We start from the raw sequence: 24,014 nt of genomic DNA, 5'->3' as shown, positions 1-24,014 counted from the left end.
GGCCCCCCCCCCCCCCCCCCCCCCCCCCCCCCCCCCGCCGCCGCGCCCCCCCCCCCCCCCCCCCCCCCCCCCCCCGGACTGCGGGCAGGTTCCCACGGGGGGTTGTCCACAGGCTCGGTCGGCGCTTGGTTCAGGTGAGGCACGATCGCGCATGCCACTGGCATGGATCTCACTTCACTTCGCGAACCCGGGGCCCGGCTGGACGGCTCGAGCGAGCTGCCGCACGACGCGCCCTTCACCGCAGCCGTCGCCAGGGCGGTCGGCGTACACCGCAACCACCTGGGTCTCCTGTGCCGATGGGGCGTCCTCAAGCAGCCCGTCCACGGTGTCTACGTCGCCGCCCAGGTCGAGGACTCGATCCTGCTCCGAGCCCAGTGCCTCGGTCGGTGGATCGAGGCCTGCCCACCGCCGCCCGGACCGGCGCCGAGGCAGCGGTGAGCCAGCCGCCGATGCGGGCCGGTGAACAGACGCCTGCCCAGCGCCGCCCGGACCGGCGCCGAGGCAGCGATGAGCCAGCCGCCGATGCGGGCCGGGGAACAGAGGCCTGCCCACCGCCGCCCGGACCGGCGCCGAGGCAGCGGTGAGCCAGCCGCCGATGCGGGCCGGGGAACAGAGCCCTGCCCACCGCCGCCCGGCCCGCCTCGAGGCAGCGGTGAGCCAGCCGCCGTTACGGGTCGGGGAACAGAGGCCTGGCCACCGCCGCCCGGACCCGCCCCGCGCCACCGCCCCAGCAGCGTCGGCTACCCGACCGCGACCGGCTCACCTGCGGCCGAGGACCGGTAGCCCGCGAGCGCCACCGCGAGCGAGCGGACGCCGTCGTCGCCCGTGGCGCACGGCTCGAGCACCCGCCCGGCGCGCACCGAGGCCACGAACGCCTCGACCATCGCCAGGTCCGGGTCCTCGTCGAGGCCGACGTGCCGCAGCCCCGGCGGCGCGCCCGGTGCCGTGCTGACCAGCTGCACCGCGCCGGCGGTGTCGGTGAGGTCGAGCGAGCCCTCGGTGCCGAGGAGGCGCAGGAAGAAGTCGTAGTCCCAGGGGGCGTCGGCCGGCACCGACCAGCTCGGGTCGACGCTGCCCACCGCGCCGTTGTCGAAGCGCAGCGAGAGCACGGCGACGTCGTCGACCTCGAGGCCCCAGAGCAGGGCACCGGCCTCGGCCGACACCTCGACGACCTCCAGACCGCTGACGTGGCGCATCGCGTCGGTGACGTGCACCGAGTGGTCGATCAGCGCGCCGCCACCGGCCAGGGCCGGGTCGGTGATCCAGGCGGGGTACGCCAGCGGCAGCGGCGGGCGGCCCCGGTTGCCGCCGACCAGCCCGAGAAGCTCTCCGAGGTGGCCGGCGCGCACCGCCTCCCGGGCCCGGGCGACCCACGGCACGAACCGCGACGGGTACGCCAGGTGCAGCTGCACCCCCGCCGCCGCGCACGCCGCCACCATCGCCTCGGCGTCGGGCAGCGTGGTGGCGATCGGCTTCTCGCAGAGCACGTGGCGACCGTGCCGGGCGGCGAGCTCGACGTGCGCCCGGTGGTCGGCGGTGGCGCTGCAGACGAGCACCGCGCCGACCCGCGGGTCGGCGAGCAGCTCGTCGGCGTCGTCGACCAGCGGCACCCCGAAGTCCTGGTGGATCCACCGGGTGTGCTCGGGCTCGGGGTCGTGCGCCCCGACGACGTGAGCGTGCGGCGACCGCGTCAGGGCCCGCGTCCAGGCCCACACGTGCCCGGTGTGCGCGGCGCCGAGCACGGCGACCCCGACCGGCGCCCCGCTCACCGGACCTCCCAGGTCGTCAGGTCGACGGTGCGTCCGGTGCGCGCCGACTCGAGCGCCGCCAGCGCCGTGCGCAGCGACTCCACCGCCTCGACCGCCGGCACCGGGGGCGGCCCGCCGGCGCGGACCGCGTCGAAGAACGCGCCGAGCTCGGCGGTGAACTCGCGGTCGCCCAGTGCGTCCCACCACTCGGTGTCGCCCTCGCGGCGGTGGAGGACTCCGGCCATCATCTGGTCGTTGGCCCACGACAGCCGCCCGGTGGTGCCGACGAGCTCGGCGCGCAGCGTGAAGCCGCGCGAGGCCGGGTGGGCCCAGCTGCACTCCACGTGCGCGATCGCGCCGTCGGCGTAGCGCACCGTCGCCAACGCGTACGTCGCCGGGCCGACGCCGCTGTCGGCGGCCACGCAGTGCACGCGCACCGCGGGACTGCCCACGACCCACCTCACGTAGTCGAAGGCGTGCACCCCCTGGTCGACCAGCGGCCCGCCGGAGCTGGTCGGGTCGGCCAGCCAGCCGGCCTCGCTCCAGCCGGGCATCGCGGAGGTGGAGGAGTGGGTCACCAGCCGCACCGCGCCGATCCCGCCGGACGCGACGACGTCGCGGGCGGCGCGGTGGTCGGGCGCGTAGCGCGCGACCTGGCCGATGGAGAGGAGACCGGGCGCGGTCTGGGCCGCGGCGAGCACCCGCCGCGCCTCGTCGAGGGTGCGGGTGACCGGCTTCTCGCACAGCACGTGCCGACCGGCGGCGAGGGCGGCGACCACCGCGTCGGCGTGGGTGGCCGGCGGGGTGCAGACGTCGACCACGTCGACACCGAGCGCCAGCAGCGCCTCGAGGTCGGCCACCACGGCGGCCCCGTGCGGCCCGGCGATCCGGCCGGCCTTGCCGGGCACCGGGTCGGCGACACCGACCAGCCGCACCCCCGGGCAGGCGCGGTAGGCGTGCGCGTGGACGCCCGCGATCACGCCGGCGCCCAGCAGCCCGACGGTGAGCTCGCCGGTCACCGCGACCGGACCGGGATGGTCGGCACCCCCGGGTGGAGGTCGGGACCGAAGAAGGTGAACACCACCAGGTCCGCGGCGCCGGTGTTGACGACCTCGTGGTCGACGGTCGCCGCGTCGTGGGTGACCACCAGCTCGTCGAGCCCGGGCTCGCCGCCGCGGACCTCGTGGCCGGCGTAGCGGCCGGTGCCGGACCACGCGAACACGCTGTAGGCCCCGGGTTCGCGCAGCCGGTGCACCCTGCCGGGCGGGACCACGAGCCGCTTCCCGGCGTACTTGGTGGTGTTGTAGAAGACCCAGCTCTCCACGCCGTCGTCGTCCAGCGGCTGCGGCGACAGGTGGCGGTGCTCGTAGAACCAGGGGTCGCCGTTGACCTCCCAGTCCACGAAGCGGAGCGGGAACCGCTCGCCCTCAGCCTCCCGGTCCTCGGGGCGCACGTCCTTGAAGAGCAGCTCCTTGGAGATGATCCGACCCGCGTTGAGCGCCTGGAACATGGCGAGGACGTCGGAGTCCTCCTGCAGCTCCAGGGTCAGCGCCGTCCCGGGGGCGTGGAGGACCCCCGAGGGCACGTGGAACCCCTCGCCGGGCACCTGCAGCTCGGCGCGGGCGTGGCGCAGCACCAGGTCGCTGTCCCAGTCGACGAGGTAGGGCAGCAGCACCTCGCCGGCCCCCTGCTCGGCGATCCAGGGGTGCACGCCGAAGAACGTCTCGGGGTGCGCGCCGAGGTCACCGGGGAGGAAGTGGTAGCTCTCGTCCTTGGCGTTGCAGCCGACCAGCGAGGCGAACCGCTGCGGCGGGTGCACGTGGTAGGGCAGCCGGTAGGCGTAGTCGAAGATCTTGGCCAGCCGGCCCAGCCCGGCCGGGTGGGTCGCGGCGTACGACGCCCCCAGCACCGCAGCCGGGTCGGCGGCGACGGCGTCGCGCAGCAGCATCCGGTCGCCGTGCTCGCCCACGACGTGGCTGAGCCCCTCGTCGTCGGGGCCGATCCGGTTGTCGGCCTTCGTGGTCGAGGCCAGCCAGCGCTCGCAGACCGCCCCGCGCTCCCCCAGGTCGTAGGCGTCGTCGGGCAGCCCCAGCCGCCGGCCGGGCGGCAGGAAGTCGCGCGCCACCCAGGCCGGCTCGCAGCGCAGCACTCCCCCGCCCTCGGCCAGCAGCCGGTGCAGCCGCTCGCGCGGGGCGCTCACTCCTTGAGCCCCGTGACCGCGATGCCCCGCACGAAGTGCCGCTGGAAGATGATGAACACGATGATCATCGGCAGGGTGGCGATCACCGAGCCCGCGAACAGCAGGTTCCAGTCGGTCTTGTTCTGCACGACGAACAGCGCCAGGCCGACGGGCGCCGTCGTCTTGTCCGGGTCTCCCGAGGTGATCAGCAGCGGCCAGAGGAAGTCCTCCCACGCGCCCTGGAAGGTGAAGATCGCGTTGGCCGCGAGCGCCGGCATGCACAGCGGCAGCACGACGTTCCAGAAGATCCGGAACTCGCTGGCCCCGTCGATGCGGGCCGCGTCGAGGAGCGAGTCGGGGATCGACATCATGAACTGGCGCAGCAGGAAGATGCCGAACGCGCTCACGATGCCCGGCATGATCAGGCCCCAGTAGGAGTTCAGCCAGCCGTGGCCGCCCGTGCCCATCCAGTCGTTGCCGCCGAAGAACGGGATGTGCTGGACGATGATGTAGTTCGGGATCAGCGTGATCTGCCCCGGCACCATCATCGTCGCCAGGAAGAGCACGAAGATGACGTTGCGGCCGGGGAACTTGCGCTTCGCGAACGTGTAGGCGCAGAGGGCGTTGAAGAAGGTCTGCAGCACGGTGATCGTGATCGCGACGAACGCGCTGTTGGCGAACCAGCGCCAGTCGCCGTGGCCCTGCGACTCCTGCGCCTGGGTGAGCTCACCGAGGTTGAGGAAGCCCTTGTATCCGTCGGTCGTCGGGTTGTCCGGGAGCCAGGTGGGCGGGTTGGCGAAGATGGTGCTCATCGGCTGGAACGAGGCGCTGATCATCCACACGAACGGCGCCACGAACAGGATCGCGATCGGTGCCAGCACGAGGTACGTGGCGACCTTGGCCCGTAGGCTCATCTTCTCCCGGTCCTTGGAGGGGCCGGGGGCCTTCCGGTCGCGGCGCCCGCGGCGCAGCCGGCGCGGGACGACCGGCTCGACCTCGCTGGCGAACCGGGCCGAGGTCGGCTCCTCGGTCACCCCGGTCACGAGGTGGCCCCGTCACGGAAGAGGCGCAGCTGGAAGGCCGTGAAGGCCAGCAGCATCGCGAAGAGCGCGAAGGCGAGCGTGCTCGCGTAGCCCATGTCGTAGTACTTGAAGGCCCACTGGTACATGTAGTAGACCATCGTGGTCGTCTTGTTGACCGGGCCGCCGCTGGTCATCACGAAGATCTGCGTGAAGACCTGCAGCGAGCCGATGATCCCCATCACCAGCAGGAACAGGGTGGTCGGGCGCAGCAGCGGGATGGTCACGAAGACGACCCGGCGCCAGGTGCTCGCGCCGTCGAGCTTGGCCGACTCGTAGAGCTCGTGCGGGATGGCCTGCAGCCCGGCGAGGTAGACCACCATCGAGAAGCCCACGCCGCTCCACACGCTCATCAGGACGACGGCCGGCATCGCCAGGTCCTTGTCCGAGAGCCACAGCAGCGGCTGGTCGATGATGTGCCCCTTGACGAGGTAGTAGTTGAACAGCCCGAAGTCACCGTTGTAGAGCCACTTCCACAGCAGCGCCGAGACCACGAACGGGGTGACCACCGGCAGGTAGTACGCGGTGCGGAAGATCGCCCGGCCGCGCAGCGGTTGGTTGAGCAGCAGTGCCAGGCCGAGCCCGATGATCATCGTGAGCGGCACCGACGCACCGGTGAAGTAGATGGTGTTGAGGACCGACTGCACGAAGCGCTCGTCGTGGATCATGTCCTCGTAGTTCTGGGTGCCGACGAACGGCTTGTCCGGCTCGATGATGCTCCAGCGGTGGAACGTCAGGTAGAAGGCGAAGATCAGCGCCGCCAGGGTGAAGACCGAGAAGATGATCATCCCGGGGGCGATGAAGAGGTACGCCGACCGCTCCCGCCAGATCCGCCAGGCCAGTCGCCGCGCCCGCCCCTGCCGGGTCCGGCCCTGCGGCTCCTCGCTCCGGTTCGGCGCCTCGCTCGGCGCCACCGCCGTCGACATACCTGCTCCTCGCTCTGCTCGCCGTGCTCGGGTGCTGGTCCTGGTGTTGGGGTGCTCGTGCTGGCCGGCGGGTACGGACCGGCCTCGGTCCGGTGCTCGCCGGAGCCGCTCGCCCGGGCCGATGGGCCGGCCCGGGCGGGCGGAGGGTCGGGCGTCAGTTGCGGGCCAGGATGGCCTCGGCCTGCTGGGCGGTGTTGTCCAGCGCCTCACCGGCCGTCTGGTCGCCGTACATCGCCTTGCCCAGCTCCTCGTTGAGGATGGTCTCGATGCGGGGCCACTTCGGGTTCGACGCGGTGGGTGCGACGCCGCACTCCATCAGGTCGATGAAGCCTTGGAGCACCGGCTTCTTCTCGACGATCTCGGGCCCCTCGAGCAGCGAGGTCAGCGGCGGGAGCAGCGTGCCCTCGGTCTCGTACGTCGTGCGGGCGAGCACGTCGGGCCGCGAGAGGAACTCCATCCACAGCCAGGCGGCGTCCGGGTTCTTGGTCTGGTCCATCATCACCAGGGAGTCGCCGGCGATGGTGGTCTTGCAGCCGGCCTCGCCCTCGGGCAGCGGCGCCGTGGCCCACTTGCCCTCGATGTCGGGGAACTCCTCGGTCAGGGTGCCGGCGAACCAGGCGCCGGCCATGTACATGCCGACCTGCCCCTCGGCGAAGGCCACCCGGCCGTCCCAGGAGTTGGAGTTCAGGTAGTCCTTCGGGGCGTACTTCGCGAGGTTGACGTAGAACTCCGCCGCGGTGCGCGCCTCGTCGCTGTTGAAGGCGATCTCCTTGCCGTCGGGGCTCATCAGGTCGCCGCCGGCCTGGTAGAGCCACGGCTGGAAGTAGTACGCCGACTCGGGGGCGAAGACCTCGAAGCCGTAGCGGTTGGCCGACTCGTCGGTCAGCGCGGCAGCCGTCTCCTCGAACTCCTCCCACGTCGCGGGCGGGCCGTCGATGCCGGCCTCCTCGAAGAGGTCGGTGCGGTAGAAGAGGCCGGTGGTCTCGCCGCCCATCGGCAGGCCCCAGAGCTTCTCGTCGTAGGTGACGAACTGGCGGAACGCCTCGACGTAGTCGTCGGGGTCGACGACCTCGCTGCGGTCGATGTAGTTCACCAGGTCGACGGCGGCGCTGCGGGAGGCGTAGTCGGCCACGTCGCTGGCGTTGACGTAGGCGACGTCGGGGGCGTTGTTGCCCGCGATCCGGGTCGAGAGCACCTGCGCGGCCTGCTCGGCTGGCACGTTCTCGAACTTGATCGTGATGTTGGGGTACTCCGCGTGGAACTCGTCGGCGAGCTTCTTCCACTCGGGGTTGTTGCCCAGCCAGGAGAAGAAGGTCACGGTCGTCGGCTCGGCGGGCTGCTCGACCGGACCGGGACCCTCCCCCTTGGGCTCCTGCTCGGGGCCGTCGTCACTGCCGCCGCAGGCGGCCAGGCCGAGCGATGCGATGGTGGCCAGCGCGGCGACCGAGGCGATTCTCCGGAACCTTCGTGATGTCACCGAATCAACTCCCTAGCTTGGTTCGAGCGATGGTGCGGAGGCTCAGTCCGACGTCGTGCAAATCGTTTGGCTCCGTGGCCGGAAGCATCGTGGCGGCTCGGCCCGTTGTCAATGGATCGGCGTGGTTTGCGTCACATCGGTCCGCCGCTGGGCGTCCTCCGAGGCGCGGCAGCAGGCTCCGGACGGGCCGCTCCCGGGTGGCGTCGCGAGGCCTACCGGACGCGCGCGGACGGCGCGGCGCCGTACTGCCTGCGGTAGGCGCGTCCGAAGTGGGACAGGCTGTTGAAGCCCGCGGCGTGGCACACCTCGGTCACCGACAGGGTGGTCGCGGCGAGCAGCGAGCGCGCGAAGCGCAGGCGGCGCTCCTGGAGGTAGGACTGGAACGGCGTGCCGGTGAGCTCGCGGAAGCGCTCGCTGAAGTAGTTGGGCGAGAGGTGCGCGACGGCGGCGACCCCGGCGAGGGTGAGCGGCTCGCGGAAGTGGCGGTCGACGTGCAGCACGGCCGCGCGGAGGTCGGCGTCGGCGAGCGGTGGTGCGCCGTCGGGCTCGGCGACGCCGCTGCGTCGCGCCAGCTCGACTACCAGGCAGGCCACGATGGCCTCGGTCAGCCGGGCCGAGCCCAGCCGCGGCTCCTCGAGCTCGCGCCGGAGGCGCTCGAAGTCGCTGGCCGTGTCGTCGAAGCCGCTGGCGTGCCACGGCAGGTCGTCCGGCCCGGGGGCCCCCAGGCCGTCCAGCTGGCGCTCCATCAGCTCGGCGGCGATCACGGTGTTGTAGCAGGTCAGCGGCTCGTCGCCGACGCTCGTGATGGAGTGGAAGTCTGCGGGCGAGAGCAGGAACGCGTCGCCCGGACCGAGCGTTCCGACGCGGCCGTTGACCACGTGCTCGGCTCGGCCGTCGACGACCAGGCTCAGCTCGTAGTAGTCGTGCCAGTGCACGTCGACGCGGCGCAGCTCGGGGCGCATCACCCGGGCACCGGCGAACGGGACCTCGAGGGCCGCGGCGCTGAAGCGCTCGACCGGGTCGGTCACCCCGCGCCTCCAGGCTCAAATCGTTTTGGGTGGGCTAGGGTACCGCCATGCCGCGCAGCGAGTCGACCACCGCGTCGGCACCGCCTGCCCGCGTGACGATCGCCCACGTGGCCCGACGCGCCGGGGTCAGCCCCACCACGGTCTCGCACGTGCTGTCGGGCAAGCGGGTCGTGGGCGAGACGACCCGCCGCACGGTGCTCGATGCCATCAGCGAGCTGGGCTACCGGCCCAACCACGTGGCGCGGCACCTGCGCACCCGCCAGTCCCACGTGCTGGCCGTGCTGGTGCCCGACATCACGAACCCCTTCTACGCCGTGCTCACCCGCGGGCTCGCCGACGCCGTCGACGCGGCCGGCTACGGCACCTTCGTGTGCAGCACCGACGGCCAGCACGACCGCGAGCGGAAGTTCTTCCAGGACGTCATGGACCGCGGCGTCGACGGCATCGTCTTCGCCTCGGGCGAGCTGGCCTCCGAGATCACCTTCGGACCGGGCGACCTCACCACCCCGATCGTCTGCGTCGGCGACCACCTCGACCACCCCCTGTGCGACGCGGTCATCCCCGACGACGAGGCCGGCTCGCGCGACGCGGCGGCGTTCCTCGCCGAGCGTGGCTACGCGCGCATCGCCATGATCCAGGGGCCGCCGCGCTACGGCACCGCCCGCACCGCCGGCTTCCGGGCCGCGATGCAGGTCGCCCGGCAGCGGGTGCCGCCGGAGATGATGGTCCGCGGCGACTGGACCCGCAAGGGCGGTTACCAGGCCATGCAGGCGCTGATGACGCTGCCCACCCGTCCCGACGCGGTCTTCTGCGCCAACGACCTGATGGCCATCGGCGCGCTCGACGTCGCTCACGAGCTCGGGCTCTCGGTGCCCGACGACGTCGCGATCATCGGCTTCGACGACGTCGACGCCGCCACCATCGTCACGCCCCAGCTGACGACGGTGCGCAACCCGGCCTACGACCTCGGCAGCGCGGCCGGCGACCTGGCCCTGAGCCGGCTCTCGGGCCGCTACCGGGGCGCGGGACGCACCGTCGTGCTGCCCTGCCCGCTGGTGGAGCGCGGCACCGCCTGACGGCTCCCGGCGCAGGGCCCGGTCGGGTCTCCGGCGCCGCACCAACCGCGCAAAGGCGCGGTCCGGGCGCCGGATCGCCCCCGCCCCGCCGCACGAACGGCGCACAGGCGTGGTTCGGGCGCCGGATCGCCCCCGGCCCGCCGCACCAACCACGCACGGGCGTGGTTCGGGCGCCGGATCGCCCCCGGCCCGCCGCACCAACCACGCACGGGCGTGGTCCAGGCGCCCGGAGTCACTCCACCTCCAGGAAGGTGATCACCGCCTTCACGAAGCCCTCGGGCTTGTCGCGCAGCGCCGCGAAGGCGTCGTCGATGTCGTCGAGGGCGAACCGGTGGGTGACCAGCCGGTCCAGCGGCAGCAGCCCCGCCGCGTGCAGGCGCATGCCGACCGCCATCCCGCGCATGATCACGTCGACGTCGCGGAAGTGGGCGTTGACCAGGTCGAAGGCCATCCAGTTCCAGTAAGACAGCGGGATCGTGCGGTCCGCGCCCTGGTGGTAGCCCACGACCGCGATCCGCCCGCTCATCCGGGTCGTGTCGCCGCACGCGGTCAGCGCCGCCTGGGTGCCGGTGCACTCGAAGGTGATGTCGGCGCCCCGGTCGTCGGTCAACGAGCGGACGACGTCGGGCAGCGACTCGCGGGTCACGTCGACGACCCGGGTCGCCCCGAGCGCCTCGGCGCGCTCCAGGGCGTCGCGGCGGGCGTCGGCGACGATGACGTGCCGCGGCCCGCGCAGAGCGGCCAGCTGCTGCACCAGGTTGCCCATGAAGCCGGCCCCGATGACCACGACGTCGTCGCCCAGGCGGACGTCGGCCGCCTCGACGGCGTTGACCGAGCACGCGACCGGTTCGGCCAGCGCGACGTCGAGCGGGCCGTCGCCCACCGGGAAGCAGTACGCCGCCCGCACCGCGACGTACTCGGCGAAGCCCCGCTCGGTGACCCAGACGCCCACCCGGTCGCCGACCGCGAGCGAGGTCACGTCGGCGCCGAGGGCGGTGACCACGCCGCTGACCTCGTGGCCGGGGCGGCGCTCCTCCCCCGGCGGCGGGCCGTCCAGCCAGGTCTCCAGCTCCGAGGCGCACACGCCCGACCCGACGACCCGGACGAGCACCTCGTCGGCGGCCGGCTCCGGCACCGGCGCGTCCTCGATCTCGAACGACCGCGGCCCGCGCAGCACGGCGATCCTCACGACAGCTCCTCGTCGTGGAAGACCACGATCGCGTGGACGCCGAGGGCGCCGACGACGACCGCGTGGGCGTCGCCGTCACGGTCGAGCCCGAGCGGCGTGCGGGTGCCGTCCGGGGTGACCAGGGTGGCGTGGCCGCGGGGCTCCGGCAGGCGAACGCGCAGCGCCACGTCGGTGAGGGTGCGCACGGCGTCCGCCTCGCGGTCGTAGGCGTAGTTGACCAGGTGGAGCGCGTAGGAACCGTCGGCGAGGTGGTGGAGGTTGGTCGACACCGCGGCCGCCGTGTCGACCTGGCGGCCGTGGGGCAGCAGCTCGTCGACCACCGTGTGGTCGGCCCTGACCACCCGTTCGTGCCGGGGCAGGGCTTCGGGGACCCGGTCGGTCACGACCACCGTGCCACCGGCGGCGAGGTAGCCCTCGATGGCCGCCGCCTGCGCGGCGGTGAGCGCGAACACGTCGGGCAGCACCACGGTGTCGTAGCGGGTCAGCGCCTCGGCCGTCGACCGGTCGGGGGCGGTGACGCCGTCGGGCCAGATCACCACGTCGAACGGCACGGCCGCGTCGGCGAGCGTCGTGGTGACGACGCGGTAGGGCACGACGACCGACTCGTCGCGCAGGTTCGTGGTGTTGTCGCTGGCGTCGGCCCTGCCGATGAGCTCGCGCGTGCTCTCGACGCTGAACACGACCGCCACCTCGTTGGCGGTGCGGCGCGCCACCAGGTGCTCGTGGTCGGCCAGGAACGCCTGGATCTCGGTGGCCAGCCCGTGCGGGGCGTAGAAGGAGTCCTCGATCACCGAGCCCATCCAGGAGCCGTACGGCACCGACATGTTGGCCCCGAACGCCGCCGCCTCGAACAGCGAGAGCCGGAACAGGTCGTGGCCCTTGCCCTGGCCGAGCAGCTCGATCAGCTCGGGGACGACGCCGCCGTAGGGGTTCTCGACGACCACCACGTCCTTGTCTCCGGCGAAGGCGGCGACGTAGCGGTACCACTCCGGCTGCCGGTAGGTGGTGTTGCGCATCTCGGTGATCACGAGGTCGACGTCGTCGGCCAGGGCGAGGTACATCGGCTCGAGGTTGAAGAAGTTGCCCGACACGATGACCTCGCGGCCCAGCGAGCGACCGTACTCCCGGGCGTAGCCGGCGAGCTCGGCGAAGTACTTCTTGATCGCCAGGCACTGGAAGGCGTAGTAGTCCCCGAAGAGCGGCGTGGACTCGCGCCCCTCCTTGAAGTCGTGGCCGCGGGCCAGCAGCCACTCGCCGTAGTGGAACGTCGAGAGGTCGACGTTCTCGAGCGCGTCGTCGAGCTCGGCGGCCGGCAGCGCCTGCAGGTGGGCCCGGAAGCCCTTCATGCAGTCCTTGCAGAAGCAGGCGCCGTATTGGAACGCACCCATCGGCAGCTCGGCCTCGTCGAGCTGGATGCCGTCGGCCCCGGCGTCGAGCTGGATCCGGATGACCGCCTTGAGGTACTCGCGCCAGACGGGGTTGTTGCGGTCCATGTAGAAGCACTGGTGCTCGCGGTCGGGGCACTCCACCCAGTGGGCGTGGCACGGCTCGCCGTGGATGTCGCGGACCACGCACTCCTCGATCAGGTCCGTGACCGGCTCGCCGTCGGAGTTGACCAGGCCCTCGGGGAAGTAGTGCTCGACCGGCTTCCACAGCTTGGGGTAGCGGTTGCCGGAGAACTCCCGCAGGCCCATCCAGCCGCGGCGGCCGACCCCGCGGAGCTCGTTGATCGCCAGCACCTCGTCCTCGGCCTCGTTGAGCTCGACCGGGAACTCCCAGCCCTGCGCCTCGAAGACGATGCCGAGCACCTTGATGCCGCGCTCGTGGCAGGCGGCGATGAACTCGCTGTCGTTGACGAAGCCGTAGAACCGCGAGCGCGCGTCGACGGGGCCGAACGCCTCCTGCTCCAGGTAGGGCAGCGACAGCGAGCCGCCGCCCATCGACGCCCACACCAGCACGGTGGCGCGGTAGTCGACGAGGTCGTCGACCATCCGCAGCCGGCGTGGGGGCAGGCTGGGGTGGTAGCAGTGCTGGCGCGGGAACCAGGCGTCGAAGTAGACACCACGGTGCATGGGCGGACCTTCCTGACAGCGGGTTTTCGACGGGGTGCTCGGGCGGTGCAGCGGTGGGCGGAGGCGCGGGGAGGGGATCAGACGTCGACGTGGGGTGACAGCGTGCGGTGCGCGAGCGCCAGGCCGCGGCGGACGCGCTCGGGCGAGCCGCTCCAGACGGGGTCCTCGTGCTCGACCGAGACGACGCCGTCGTACCCCGCCTGGTGGAGGGTGTCGACCACGCGGCGCCAGTCGACCTGGCCGAGGCCCGGGATGCGGTAGCGCCACCAGCCGCTCACCCACGCCTCGCGGTCGAGCGCGCGGCCGAAGACGCCGTAGCGGTCGCGGGCCGAGGCGTCGACCTCGACGTCCTTGGCCTGCACGTGCAGCACCCGGTCGGCGTGCGCCTCGAGCGCCGCGACGGGGTCGATGCCGAGCCAGACCAGGTGGGAGGGGTCGTAGTTGAGCCAGAGGCCGAGCTCGGCCAGCCACCCCCAGAGCTCGGGTGAGTAGGCGAGGTTGGCGGGGTAGCCGTCGGGGTGCCAGCCCTCCATCGGGCAGTTCTCCACCACCAGGCGTACGTCGCGGGCCGCGGCGTACTCGACCAGAGGCGGCAGCACCTGCTCGGCGAGCCGCAGGTTCTCCGCGACGGTCCGGCCGACGTCACGGCCGACGAAGGTGCCGACCAGCCCCACGCCCAGCAGCGCGGCGGCGTCGATGCAGCGGCGCAGGTGGTCGTGGGTCGCCTCGCGCACCGCGAGGTCCTGGTGGAGGTTGTTCTCGTAGTAGGCGACCGCGGAGAGCTCGAGCCCGTGGCGGTCGAGCAGCGCGCGGACCCGCTCGGCGTCGGCCGGCCCGAACGACTCGACGTCGAGGTGGCTGGCCTCCCAGTCGCGACCGGGCCGGTCCGGCCAGGCGGCGACCTCGAGGGCGGCGTAGCCCTGGTCGCCCGCCCACCCGGCGACGTCGTCGAGCGACTCGCCGGGCAGGCAGGCGGTGAGGAACCCCAGCTTCACCGGCGCGGCTTCACGCGTTCGCCGGGACGTTGGCGTAGCTGTTGCCGGCGAGGTCCCTGCCGCGCGCCAGCCAGATCCGCCACCCCTCGTTCTGCGGCACGTCCTGCATCTTCACCGACGACGGGAAGTAGCGCATGGTGTAGCCGGTGCGGCGGATGTCGCTGGTGTTGGCGGCGGCGCCGTGGACGATCCGGCCGTCGTGCATGGAGAACTCGCCACGCTTGAGCTCGAAGTAGACGGCCTGGTCCTCGTCGACCCCGCCGAGCTCGGCGTGGAAGGTCTGGGTGGTGATGTCCGCGGGCTCGTAGCCCTCGGAGAACCCTCCGTTGAGGTGGGTGCCGGGGATGACCCGCATGCAGCCGTTCTCCTTGAACGAGCCGTCCTCGAGGGCCAGCCAGATCGTCACGATGTTGTCGTAGCTGTCGAAGCGCCCCTCCCAGAAGGCGCTGTCCTCGTGCCACGGCGTGGCCCGACCGGTGCGCGGGTCCTTGGAGATGAAGTGGCTCGACCACAGCGCGATGTCGGGGCCGATCAGCTGCTCGATGATGTCGAGCACCTCGTCGGAGAGCAGGAACTCCAGCAGCCGCTCGTCGCGGTAGTGCGGGGTGTCGAGCTCGTCGGAGAGCTTGTCGCCCTTGTCGGCGAGGTGCTCGTTGAAGATCTGCTCCAGGCGGCTCAGCTTCTCCTCCGGGAAGAGCTGGCGGCCCGGCAGGAGGTAGCCCTGGGTGCGGAAGTGCTCGATGTCCTGCTCGGTCAGCATCGGCGTGCCTTTCGGTTCGGAAGGTCGGGGAGGTGCGGCGCGACCGACGCTACGGAGCGGGGGCGGGGGCCACGACGCCTTTCCTCGGCGGCGTTCGACTTATCTTCAGGACCGCTCGAGCGCGCGGATGATCTCGACGAACAGCTCCATGTCCTCGACGTAGTCCTCGGGGGTGGTCTTGGGCGTCCCGCCGGAGGTGACGACCTCGTGGAAGTGCTCGAGCTCGTAGGTGTAGGGGTCCTTGAGGTGCGGACGGCGCACCGAGCGCTCGTAGGAGTCGCCGTCGGTCAGCTCGAGCTGCAAGGTGGTCGGGAAGTGGCGGACGTACGGCGTGTCGTACTGCACCTTCATGGTCCCGGAGCCGCCGTAGACCTCGATGTAGGTGTCGTAGCGCAGCTGGGAGTCGACCCCGGTCTCGTAGGTGACGACGAAGTCGCCGTAGTCGAGCAGCGCGACGAGGTAGCCGCCGCTGCGCCACATCTTCGCGGCCGAGACCCGCTGGGGCCGGCCGAGCAGCTCGCGCATCGCCGACAGGTCGTGGCTGCCCAGGCCGCAGAGGAGGCCGTAGGTCCACTCCAGCTCCTGCGGCACCTCCCCCAGCGCCTCCTTGACCAGCGCCGAGCGCCGCGCCCACTTCTCGTCGACCGCGCCGGCCGGCACGTCGTCGGGGCGGTCGACGTGGGAGGTCTGGTCGACGATCAGCCGGTTCTCGCCGATGACGTCGTGCACCCGCACGTAGCGGATCTCGCCCAGCTCGGGGAGACGCTCGACCGCCTCCGTGAACGCCGGGGCGAAGCGGCGCATGTAGGCGACCATCACGGTGCGTCCGGAGCGGTCGCGTGCGGCGATGATCTCCTCGGCCTCGCGTGGGCTCAGGCACATCGGCTTCTCGACCAGGACGTCGAGCCCGGCGTCGAGCGCCGCGATCGTGCACTCGGCGTGGTACTCGTCGCTGTTGAGCACGAGCACGCAGTCCAGGCCGCCGGCGGCGATCAGCTCGTGGAAGCTGGTGTAGCCGCGGGCGACGCGGTAGCGCTCCCCCATCCGCTTCACCAGCCCGGGCGAGATGTCGCAGATGGCCGCCACCTCGAAGCGGTCGGGCATCGACTCCAGGATCGGCAGGTGGATGACCTGGGCGACCTCGCCCAGACCGATGACTCCGACGCGCAGCTTGGTCACGGGATCCCTCTCAGTGGGTGGTGCTCGACGCGACGTCGGCCGACGCGGCAGGCGGTGGGGGGTGGTCGGTGTGCTGGGGGCGGCGACCGGGCTGGTCGGCGCCGACGGGGGTCCAGGCCGCCCCGGCGGCCGAGGAGCGCTCCACGGCGTCGAGCACGCGCTGCACCTGGAGGCCGTCGGCGAACGACGGCGTCGGCGGCGTGCCGGACACGACGTCGCGCACGAAGTCGGCGATCTCGTGCACGAAGGTGTGCTCGTAGCCGAGGCCGTGCCCGGGCGGCCACCAGGCCGCGGCGTAGGGGTGGTCGGGCTCGGTCACGAGGATCCGCCGGAAGCCGGCGTCGCGGTCAGGGACGGTGGCGTCGTGCACGTGCAGCTCGTTCATCGCCTCGAAGTCGAAGGCGATGCTGCCGGCCGAGCCGTTGAGCTCGATGCGCATGGCGTTCTTGCGGCCGGTGGCGAAGCGGGTGGCCTCGAAGGTCGCCAGCGCGCCGCCGTCGGTGCGGCCGAGGAAGACGGCGGCGTCGTCGACCGTCACCTCGCCGGTCTCGGCGCCGCCGCTGGCCTGCAGGCCCGACGTCGCCTCGGCCAGCGGGCGCCGCTCGACGAAGCGGGTGAGGTGGCCGGCGACGTCGGTGAGCCGCTGGCCGGTGAGGAACTGGGCGAGGTCGACGATGTGGGCGCCGATGTCGCCCAGGGCCCCGGAGCCGGCCTTGTCCTTCTGCAGCCGCCAGACCAGCGGGAACTCGGGGTCGACGATCCAGTCCTGGAGGTAGTGCGCGCGGATGTGGCGGACCGTGCCGAGCGCGCCCTCCTCGACCAGCCGTCGGGCGTGGGCGAGAGCCGGCGTGCGGCGGTAGTTGAACCCCACCGACGAGAGCACCCCGCGGGCCTGGGCGGTCTGCGCCGCCGCGGTCATCGCCTCGGCCTCGGCCACCGTGTTGGCCAGCGGCTTCTCGCACAGCACGTGCTTGCCGGCGGCCAGCGCCGCCAGCGCGATCTCGGCGTGGGTGTCGCCCGGGGTGCAGATGTCGACGACCTGCACGTCGTCGCGCTGCAGGACCGTGCGCCAGTCGGTCGTCCAGTCGGCCCACCCCATCCGCTCGCCGGCTTCACGGGTGGCCGACTCGCTGCGACCGCAGACGACGCGCAGCTCCGGCCGGGCGGGGAGGTCGAAGAACCGGTGGGCGTTGCGCCACGCCTGCGAGTGCGCCGCTCCCATGAAGGCGTACCCGATCATCGCGACACCGAGCGCCGGCCGCGTTCCGTTGCTCGGGGTGGTCATCGGTCTCCTCGGGGCGCAAATCGGTTTGGATGGCGAACGCTAGGCCCTGGCGTCGTCGCGGTCAACGGCCGGTCAGGCACGCTCGCGCAGCGGGCCGGTGCCGAGGTCGGCGCCACGGGCGAACGACGCCTGCGCGCCGGGCCGCTGCACGGCGAAGCTCCCGGCCCGCACGCCGAGGCGGACGGCGTCGACCAGGTCGCGGCCGGCGCTCAGGGCCGCGGCCACGGCCCCGGTGAAGGCGTCGCCGGCGCCGGTGGTGTCGACGACCGGCACCTCGTGGGCCGGGACGTGCGTGACCCGCGTCCCCTCCCCCACCACCGCTCCCTCGGCCCCGACCGTCACGACCGCGGACCGGCAGCGGGCCGCCAGGTCGACCACCGCGTCGCACGCCGCCGCCGCGCCCCGCACCCGGCGACCCAGCAGGCCACCGGCCTCGGACTCGTTGACCACGAGCGGGTCGCACAGGGCGAGGACGTCCGCGGCCACCGGCCGGTAGGGCGCCAGGTTGACCACCGCGCGGCAGCCGGTCTCGGCCGCGGCCCGCACGGCGGCGTCGAAGGCCGCCTCGGGGATCTCGGCCTGGGTCACCACGACGCCCGGCGGGCGGAGCAGCTCGCGCACCGCCCTCGACGTCGTCGCGGGCTCGAGCAGCTCGTTGGCGCCCGGGGCCACGACGATGGAGTTCTCGCCGGTGGCGTCGACCATGACGAAGGCCAGCCCGGTGCGGGTGGCGGTGGGGAGCACCTCCCGGGTGTCGACCCAGGCCTCCGCCAGGTCGCGGGTCACGGCCCGGCCGTCGTCGTCGCGGCCCACCCGCGCCACGAGCGCGGTGCGGGCGCCGAGCAGGCTGGCGGCGACGGCCTGGTTGCCACCCTTGCCGCCCGAGCCCACCGAGGCCTGGCCGCCCAGCACGGTCTCGCCGGGAGCCGGCAGCGAGTCGACCCGGCAGACGTAGTCGCGGTTGACCGAGCCGACCACGACCACGTCGACCACGTCGACCACGCCGACCACGTCGACCACGCCGGTCACGGCAGGCCCGCGATCCGCCCGAGGAAGACGGCGCGGAACGCGTCGGCGTCGACGTCGGTGGCGATCAGGCAGTTCGGCGTGGGCGGGTCGGCCCACATCAGCAGATCGGCGACGGCGACGCCGCGGGTCACCCGGCCCTGGGTCTCGACGGCCACGTGGGCCGGCTTCCAGGTCACGAGGTCGGGTCGCGTCACGACCGCCACCGCGAGCGGGTCGTGCAGCGCGCAGCTGCCCTGCTCGATCTCCTCGTGGGGCTTGACCCGCTCCTGGAAGTCGATCCACCCGTGCGTCGCGGCCGCGGCGACCCGGCCGAACTCCCCGGCGCCGGCCAGCGCGTCGGCGTCGGCCCGGGTCAGCCGCACCTGGCGGGTCACGTCGAGCCCGACCAGGCGCAGGGGCGCGCCGCTGTCGAGCACCGCCTGCGCGGCCGCAGGGTCGCACCAGAAGTTGTACTCCCCCGGCATCGCCGCGACGTTCGTCTGGCCGAGGAAGACCCCACCCATCACCACGACCTCGCGGACGTCGCGAGCCACCTCGGGGTCGAGCGCGAGGGCGCGGGCGAGGTTGGTCAGCGGGCCGATGGCGACGATCGTCAGCTCGCCCGGCTCGGCGCGCACCCGGCGCACGATCTCCTCGGCAGCGTCGTCGACGGCCGGTGCCCCCGTCACCACGGGCACGTCGGTGCGGCCCAGCACCGCCAGGAGGTCGCGGGTCAACCGGGTGGAGGTCTCGACGTCGCTGTTGCCACCGACGGTCGTGACGACCTCGACGACGACACCGGGCTCCGCCAGGGCCAGCGCGAGGGCGAAGCCGTCGTCGATGTCCGAGCCCGGCGCCCCCATCCCGAGGTCGGTGTCGAGGACGATGCGCACGGGTCCGTGGGTCAGCGGCTCGCCCACAGCAGGCCCCGCTCGGTCAGCGTGCGCACGTCGGGGTGGTCGAGGTCCTCGAGCTTGTGGCCGATCGTGGAGACGAAGACCCGCCCGCTTCCCCACCGGCGGGTCCACACCGCCGGGCAGGTGACCGACTCCGACCAGGGCGTCTCGTCGGTGGGCTCGAACGTCGTGGTGGCGAGCACCTCGTTGAGGCCGTCGGTCAGCACCCAGTACTGCTCGGTGTCGAGCGACCACCGCGGGCTCAGCCCGGTCATCAGCTCGTGGTCGGCCTGGTCCGGCGCCACCACGACCTCGTGCTCGACGAAGCCGCCCGGGTGGGCGGCCCACTGGCCGCCGGTGAGGTGGAGGTAGTCGGGCGAGCCCCGGTAGGAGTCGCAGACCCCGCCGTGCCAGCCCGCCAGCCCGGTGCCGTTGGCGACCGCCGCGGAGAGGCCCAGCACCTGCTCGTCGGTGGCCTCCCCCTGCGTGTAGCACTGCACGACCAGGTCGATCGCCGCGAGCCGCTCGGCGTCGGCGTACACCTCCGGCGAGTCGTGTACCTCGACCGCGAAGCCGTGCTCCTCGAGGAACGGGATGAAGCGGTCGGTGGCCTCGACGGGGCTGTGCCCCTCCCAGCCGCCCCGGACCACCAGGGCCTGCCGGCTGCGCGCGCTGTTCATGCGGTTCCTCCCTCGACACGATGTGGACGCGCACGCTAGCCAATCGATTTGCAATGCGCCAGTGTGCGGGTGGGGTTCGGGGGCGCGAACGGCGCAAAGGCGCGGTTCGTGCGGCTGGCCGGGGGTGCTCCGGCCTCGCACCACCCCGGACCGGAACACGCAGGAGGCCACCCCCGCTGATCGCGGACGTGGCCTCCGACGTGCTGCTTCTCCGGTCGGGCTGACAGGATTTGAACCTGCGACCCCTTGACCCCCAGTCAAGTGCGCTACCAAGCTGCGCCACAGCCCGAAGAGCCTTCCGTGGTGCTCCTGGAAGGCCGGGTGAACACTACCGCAGCCACCGCCGCTCCCCGGAATCGGGCCGCCCCACGGCGGGCCCGGGGCCCGGCGGCCGCGCCCCGTCGTCAGCGGACGGCGGCGCTGTTTCGGGAGCGGCGCAGCGAGGAGGTGTCGACGGCGACGAACGCCGAGGCGGGGATCCGCTTGAGGTCCTCGAGCAACCGGGGCGGCCACTTCCGGTGCTGCTCGCCCTGGAAGTACCACGGCGACCCGTTGTCGGCGAGCACCAGGCCGTAGCGCTTCATCGCCCGCACCACCCGCCGGGCGTACGGCGACAGCCCGGCCGCCGACCACGACGAGCGCAGCCGGAACCGGGCGCCCATGGGCGGGTAGGACCGGTCGTCGGTGGCGCCGGCGTGGTGGCGGGCCGGCCAGAGGAACCAGCGGCTCGTCACGTCGGTGGTGAACCGGATCGCGTGGTCGATCCGGTCGGTGCGCACCTGGTTCCAGCGCAGCAGGCCGGGCAGGATGGGCAGGCCGGCGGCGTCGGCGGAGGTCCAGCCCAGCGGCCGCAGCCGGTTGCTGCGCAGCGACCAGACCGCGCCGGAGCCGGCCCGCCAGCGGCCGGCCTCCACGCGGGTGTTCCAGGTCTCGTAGAGGCGGCAGCGGTCCCGGTCTACGACGATCGCGTGCTTGTCGCCGGCCGAGCCGCGGCCGCCCTCGATCCGGGTGCGCGGACCGAGCGGGTAGGGCCCCCGGTCGCTCTCCGCGGCGTAGTCGAACGCGACCGGCACCCGCGGGTGGCGCTTGCCCACCACGGTGACCGGGATGCCGTAGCCCGGGCCGCCGTCGTAGGACGGCCCGAAGTCGGGGTGCAGCCGCCGGTCGGTCGACATGTGCGAGAGCCACTGGGCGCTGCGCCGGTGCACCGGGAGCCGCGAGACGTCGGCGTGCCACCAGTTGTCGGCCGGGAACTCCGCGCACCGGGTGCCGGCGACCGGCTTGGCCACCGCCGGGGCGGCACCCAGGGCCGGCAGCAGGCCGGCGGGCAGCACCAGGGCGACGAGGCCGGCGAGGACGGCCAGGACGGGCGTACGGCGGCGCATGGGGACTCTCCTCCGAGAAGCGGTGTGACGGTCCGACCGGTGCCCGCCCCATGCCGCGGCAATCGATCGAGGGGGTCAGTCTGCCCCACCCGCGGGCTCAGCGCTTGCGCTTCTCCCGCGGACGCTGCTGCAGCACGATCGGGGTGCCGACGAAGCCGAACTCCTCGCGCAGCCGCCGCTCGATGAACCGCTCGTACGCCGCGTCGAGCCTCCCGCTCGTGAACAGCACGAACGTCGGCGGCGCGGTGGACGGCTGGGTGCCGAACAGGATCTTCGGCTGCTTGCCGCTGCGCACCGGGTGGGGGTGCTCGGCGACCAGGCGGCCGAGGAATGCGTTGAGCGCACCGGTGGTGACCCGGGTCTCCCACCCCTCGAGGGCCCGGTCGAGCGCCGGCACCAGGCGGTCGACGTGCCAGCCGGTGCGCGCGGTGACGTTGATCCGCGGCGCCCACTGCACCTGCACCAGCTCGCGCTCGATCTCGCGCTCGAGGTAGTAGCGGCGCTCCTCGTCGACGAGGTCCCACTTGTTGAACGCGATCACCAGCGCCCGGCCGGCCTCGCGGACGGTCTGAAGGATCCGGACGTCCTGCTCGGAGATCGACTGGCCGGCGTCGAGCACCAGCACGGCGACCTCGGCCCGGTCGATGGCTGTCGAGGTGCGCAGCGAGGCGTAGTACTCGTGCCCGGAGGCCTCCTTGACCCGCTTGCGGATGCCTGCGGTGTCGATGAACCGCCAGGTGCGTCCGCCGAGCTCGACGAGCTCGTCGACGGGGTCGACGGTGGTGCCGGCGACGTTGTCGACGACGACCCGCTCCTCCCCCGCCACCCGGTTGAGCAGCGAGGACTTGCCGACGTTGGGCTTGCCGACGATGGCGATCCGGCGCGGACCGCCCACCTCGGCCTCGCGCTCCGGCGGCGGCTCGGGCAGCGCGGCGAGGACGGCGTCGAGGAGGTCGCCCGAGCCGCGGCCGTGCAGCGCCGAGACCGGCCACGGCTCGCCCAGCCCGAGGTTCCACAGGCCGTAGGCCTCGGCCTCGGTGCGCTGGTCGTCGACCTTGTTGGCGGCGAGCACCACCGGCTTGCCGGAGCGGCGCAGGATCTTGACCACGGCCTCGTCGGCGTCAGTGATGCCCACGGTCGCGTCGACCACGAACAGCACGGCGTCGGCGAGCGAGACCGCGACCTCGGCCTGGTCGGCGATCGCCTTCGCCAGCCCGCGGGCGTCGGGGTCCCAGCCGCCGGTGTCGACGACGGTGAAGGCGCGGCCGTTCCACAGGGCGTCGTAGGAGACGCGGTCGCGGGTCACGCCGGGAACGTCCTCCACGACCGCCTCGCGGCGGCCGATGATCCGGTTGACCAGGGTCGACTTGCCGACGTTGGGGCGTCCGACGATGGCGAGGACCGGCAGCGGCCCGAGGGGTGCCTCGGGGTCGGTGCCGGCGTGGACGTGTGCGTCGGTCGAGGACGCCGGCTCGGGGCCGGTCTCGCTCATGGTGCTCCCTGCTCGGTGATCCCGGTGGCGGGATCGATGTCGTGGTCGCCAGGCGGTAGCGGACCGGGCAGCTCGCGGCCGGTGAGGGCGCGGGCGGCGGCCAGCTGCGCCAGGAGGTGCTCCCGGAGCAACACCGAGGCACCCTCCACCTGTTCCTTGGTGCGCGGCCAGGGCGCGGCCGTGGTGGCCAGGGGTGGCCCGAAGACCAGCTCGATGTGGTGGCCGCGGTCGGGCAGCGAGCCGCTGTGCCCGCCCGGCTCACGGGTGCCGAACTGGATCACGGGCACGATCGGCGCCCCCGAGACCAGCCCGAGGTAGGCGGCGCCGAGGTGGAACCGCTCGAACTCGCCGGGCCCGCGGGCGCCCTCGGGGAAGATGCCGACCACCCCGCCGTCGCGCAGCACCCGCACGCAGGTGCGCACGGCCGCGGGGTCGGAGTGGAACCGGTCGAGCGGCACCTGGCCGGAGTGGAGCAGGAACCGGCCCAGGGCACCTTCGAACATCTCCTCCTTGGTGAGCGCGTGCACCGGTCGCGGGGCGTAGATCGCCATCAACGGGCCGTCGAGCACCCCGACGTGGTTGGACGCGAGGATCACCGGCCCGCTGGCCGGCACGTGCTCGGCGCCGTGGACGGTCACCCGGTAGCGGCGGCGGATCACCCAGCGGGCGACCGGGCGCAGGCCGTGGAGGAGGTAGCGGTAGGGGTGCTTGGCCGCGCTCGGCGGCAGGTCGGTGCGTCCCTGGAGGCCGCTGCTCACGCGTCCACCCGGGCGGCCTCGACCAGCGCCACCACGCGGTCGACGACCTCGTCGAGGGTGTGCGAGGTGGTGTCGACGTGCGCGGCGCCGTCGACCATGGTGAGCGGCGCGGTGGCGCGTCCGGAGTCGATCCGGTCGCGCTCGAGCAGCGACTCGCGGGTGGCGCCGACGTCGGTGCCGCCCTGCTCGGCCGCCCGGCGGGCGGCCCGCGCCTCGGGGTCGGCGGACAGGAACACCTTGACGGCCGCCTCGGGCCAGACCACCGAGGCGATGTCGCGGCCCTCGACCACGATGCCGGGCCCGGTGGCCAGCGCGGCGCGGATCTCGGCGCGCTGCTGCTCGGCCAGGCGGGCACGCACCTCGGGCACGACGCTGACGGGAGAGACCGCGGCGTTGACGGCGTCGCTGCGGATCTCGACCGCCACGTCCACGCCGTCGAGGTGGATCGTGGGGGCGTCGGGGTCGGTGCCCGACTCGACCACGGGCTCGCCGGCACGGGCGGCGACCGCCGCGGGGTCGTGGACGTCGACGCCGTGGCTGACCATCCACCAGGTGACGGCCCGGTACATCGCACCGGTGTCGAGGTAGCGCATGCCGAGCCGCGCGGCGACGCCGCGGGAGGTGCTGGACTTGCCCGAGCCCGACGTGCCGTCGACGGCGACGACGACGCCGTGGGCGGCGCCCTCGACCGCGCCCTCGAGCGTGCCCTCGACCGCGCCCTTGACCGTGCCCTCGACCGGGGCGGCGGGGGGGTCGCGGTGCCCTGCGACCGGGTCGGGGGTGCTGCTGCTCACGGGGCCGC

At 73.1% G+C, this 24,014-nt stretch carries 21 protein-coding genes and 1 tRNA gene; 1 reads left to right on the top strand and 21 read right to left on the bottom strand.

The genetic code is table 11. The annotated features are described in order from the left end of the window. Window positions 1–740 precede the first annotated feature (740 nt). The 7 genes from JT721_RS06770 to JT721_RS06740 form a co-directional block, all read right to left on the bottom strand. Window positions 741–1,769: a Gfo/Idh/MocA family protein gene (locus tag JT721_RS06770; protein ID WP_205472193.1), complete on the bottom strand. Its 1,029-nt coding sequence runs from the start codon at window positions 1,767–1,769 to the stop codon at window positions 741–743. Next, complete coding sequence (locus tag JT721_RS06765; protein WP_205472192.1) at window positions 1,766–2,767, bottom strand: Gfo/Idh/MocA family protein; 1,002 nt, start codon at window positions 2,765–2,767, stop codon at window positions 1,766–1,768. The genes JT721_RS06770 and JT721_RS06765 overlap by 4 nt, the downstream gene beginning before the upstream one ends. Then, a complete protein-coding gene (locus JT721_RS06760) occupies window positions 2,764–3,948 on the bottom strand; it encodes a hypothetical protein (RefSeq protein WP_205472191.1) in 1,185 nt (394 codons plus the stop codon). Before JT721_RS06760 ends, JT721_RS06765 begins: the two co-directional genes overlap by 4 nt. Further along, window positions 3,945–4,970 carry a carbohydrate ABC transporter permease gene (locus JT721_RS06755; RefSeq protein WP_205472190.1) on the bottom strand — a complete coding sequence of 342 codons (1,026 nt, stop codon included), beginning with the start codon at window positions 4,968–4,970 and terminating at the stop codon, window positions 3,945–3,947. The genes JT721_RS06760 and JT721_RS06755 overlap by 4 nt, the downstream gene beginning before the upstream one ends. After that, window positions 4,967–5,932, bottom strand: coding sequence for a carbohydrate ABC transporter permease (locus tag JT721_RS06750; RefSeq protein ID WP_205472189.1), 966 nt, complete (start codon window positions 5,930–5,932; stop codon window positions 4,967–4,969). Before JT721_RS06750 ends, JT721_RS06755 begins: the two co-directional genes overlap by 4 nt. A 154-nt stretch (window positions 5,933–6,086) precedes the next feature. Beyond that, window positions 6,087–7,409, bottom strand: a complete 1,323-nt coding sequence (locus JT721_RS06745; RefSeq protein WP_205472188.1) for an ABC transporter substrate-binding protein — start codon at window positions 7,407–7,409, stop codon at window positions 6,087–6,089. Window positions 7,410–7,621: 212 nt separating this feature from the next. Continuing rightward, entirely contained in the window at window positions 7,622–8,437 is an 816-nt protein-coding gene (locus JT721_RS06740) for an AraC family transcriptional regulator (protein ID WP_205472187.1), read from the bottom strand. A gap of 47 nt (window positions 8,438–8,484) precedes the next feature. Between JT721_RS06740 and JT721_RS06735 the strand changes: the two genes are divergently transcribed. Next, window positions 8,485–9,513, top strand: a complete 1,029-nt coding sequence (locus JT721_RS06735) for a LacI family DNA-binding transcriptional regulator (protein ID WP_205472186.1) — start codon at window positions 8,485–8,487, stop codon at window positions 9,511–9,513. 232 nt (window positions 9,514–9,745) lie between these two features. Here JT721_RS06735 and JT721_RS06730 read toward each other — a convergent pair whose 3' ends face one another. The 14 genes from JT721_RS06730 to cmk form a co-directional block, all read right to left on the bottom strand. Beyond that, window positions 9,746–10,702, bottom strand: a complete 957-nt coding sequence (locus JT721_RS06730; RefSeq protein WP_205472185.1) for a zinc-binding dehydrogenase — start codon at window positions 10,700–10,702, stop codon at window positions 9,746–9,748. Continuing rightward, window positions 10,699–12,774, bottom strand: coding sequence for a hypothetical protein (locus JT721_RS06725; RefSeq protein ID WP_205472184.1), 2,076 nt, complete (start codon window positions 12,772–12,774; stop codon window positions 10,699–10,701). Before JT721_RS06725 ends, JT721_RS06730 begins: the two co-directional genes overlap by 4 nt. A gap of 77 nt (window positions 12,775–12,851) precedes the next feature. Then, the gene (locus tag JT721_RS06720; RefSeq protein ID WP_205472183.1) at window positions 12,852–13,769 is read right to left on the bottom strand and encodes a sugar phosphate isomerase/epimerase; all 918 of its coding nucleotides are present in this window, start codon (window positions 13,767–13,769) and stop codon (window positions 12,852–12,854) included. A 10-nt stretch (window positions 13,770–13,779) separates the two neighbouring features. Beyond that, window positions 13,780–14,529 carry a phytanoyl-CoA dioxygenase family protein gene (locus tag JT721_RS06715; RefSeq protein ID WP_205472182.1) on the bottom strand — a complete coding sequence of 250 codons (750 nt, stop codon included), beginning with the start codon at window positions 14,527–14,529 and terminating at the stop codon, window positions 13,780–13,782. Window positions 14,530–14,634: 105 nt separating this feature from the next. Continuing rightward, window positions 14,635–15,708 carry a Gfo/Idh/MocA family protein gene (locus JT721_RS06710; RefSeq protein ID WP_205472181.1) on the bottom strand — a complete coding sequence of 358 codons (1,074 nt, stop codon included), beginning with the start codon at window positions 15,706–15,708 and terminating at the stop codon, window positions 14,635–14,637. Window positions 15,709–15,718: 10 nt separating this feature from the next. Continuing rightward, window positions 15,719–16,993: a Gfo/Idh/MocA family protein gene (locus JT721_RS06705; protein WP_205472180.1), complete on the bottom strand. Its 1,275-nt coding sequence runs from the start codon at window positions 16,991–16,993 to the stop codon at window positions 15,719–15,721. A gap of 72 nt (window positions 16,994–17,065) precedes the next feature. Continuing rightward, window positions 17,066–18,013, bottom strand: a complete 948-nt coding sequence (locus JT721_RS06700) for a ribokinase (RefSeq protein WP_205472179.1) — start codon at window positions 18,011–18,013, stop codon at window positions 17,066–17,068. A gap of 5 nt (window positions 18,014–18,018) precedes the next feature. After that, complete coding sequence (locus tag JT721_RS06695; protein WP_205472178.1) at window positions 18,019–18,894, bottom strand: nucleoside hydrolase; 876 nt, start codon at window positions 18,892–18,894, stop codon at window positions 18,019–18,021. An 11-nt stretch (window positions 18,895–18,905) separates the two neighbouring features. Continuing rightward, window positions 18,906–19,577 (bottom strand): ThuA domain-containing protein, encoded by a 672-nt coding sequence (locus JT721_RS06690; protein ID WP_205472177.1) that lies wholly within the window; start codon window positions 19,575–19,577, stop codon window positions 18,906–18,908. Window positions 19,578–19,792: 215 nt separating this feature from the next. Further along, window positions 19,793–19,866, bottom strand: a tRNA-Pro gene (locus JT721_RS06685). Between the two features lie 115 nt (window positions 19,867–19,981). Continuing rightward, the gene (locus JT721_RS06680) at window positions 19,982–20,962 is read right to left on the bottom strand and encodes a hypothetical protein (protein ID WP_205472176.1); all 981 of its coding nucleotides are present in this window, start codon (window positions 20,960–20,962) and stop codon (window positions 19,982–19,984) included. 97 nt (window positions 20,963–21,059) lie between these two features. Further along, on the bottom strand, window positions 21,060–22,454 hold the full coding sequence (gene der / locus JT721_RS06675) for a ribosome biogenesis GTPase Der (RefSeq protein ID WP_205472175.1): 1,395 nt from the start codon (window positions 22,452–22,454) through the stop codon (window positions 21,060–21,062). Next, window positions 22,451–23,212, bottom strand: a complete 762-nt coding sequence (locus JT721_RS06670) for a 1-acyl-sn-glycerol-3-phosphate acyltransferase (protein WP_205472174.1) — start codon at window positions 23,210–23,212, stop codon at window positions 22,451–22,453. Before JT721_RS06670 ends, der begins: the two co-directional genes overlap by 4 nt. Beyond that, a complete protein-coding gene (gene cmk / locus JT721_RS06665; protein WP_205472173.1) occupies window positions 23,209–24,006 on the bottom strand; it encodes a (d)CMP kinase in 798 nt (265 codons plus the stop codon). The genes JT721_RS06670 and cmk overlap by 4 nt, the downstream gene beginning before the upstream one ends. Between the last annotated feature and the right edge of the window lie 8 nt (window positions 24,007–24,014).

The sequence above is a fragment of the Nocardioides sp. SYSU D00038 genome, assembly GCF_016924665.1.
In the GTDB taxonomy this organism is placed as follows: Bacteria; Actinomycetota; Actinomycetes; order Propionibacteriales; family Nocardioidaceae; genus Nocardioides.
This window is presented reverse-complemented; position numbering and strand designations above follow the sequence as displayed.

Bases quoted from the DNA above. Each gene is read 5' to 3' on its own strand.
- JT721_RS06680 (WP_205472176.1), bottom strand. From the start codon at position 20,962: ATGCGCCGCCGTACGCCCGTCCTGGCCGTCCTCGCCGGCCTCGTCGCC.
- JT721_RS06725 (WP_205472184.1), bottom strand. From the start codon at position 12,774: ATGCACCGTGGTGTCTACTTCGACGCCTGGTTCCCGCGCCAGCACTGC.
- der (WP_205472175.1), bottom strand. From the start codon at position 22,454: ATGAGCGAGACCGGCCCCGAGCCGGCGTCCTCGACCGACGCACACGTC.
- JT721_RS06750 (WP_205472189.1), bottom strand. From the start codon at position 5,932: ATGTCGACGGCGGTGGCGCCGAGCGAGGCGCCGAACCGGAGCGAGGAG.
- JT721_RS06735 (WP_205472186.1), top strand. From the start codon at position 8,485: ATGCCGCGCAGCGAGTCGACCACCGCGTCGGCACCGCCTGCCCGCGTG.
- JT721_RS06690 (WP_205472177.1), bottom strand. From the start codon at position 19,577: ATGAACAGCGCGCGCAGCCGGCAGGCCCTGGTGGTCCGGGGCGGCTGG.
- JT721_RS06705 (WP_205472180.1), bottom strand. From the start codon at position 16,993: ATGACCACCCCGAGCAACGGAACGCGGCCGGCGCTCGGTGTCGCGATG.
- JT721_RS06715 (WP_205472182.1), bottom strand. From the start codon at position 14,529: ATGCTGACCGAGCAGGACATCGAGCACTTCCGCACCCAGGGCTACCTC.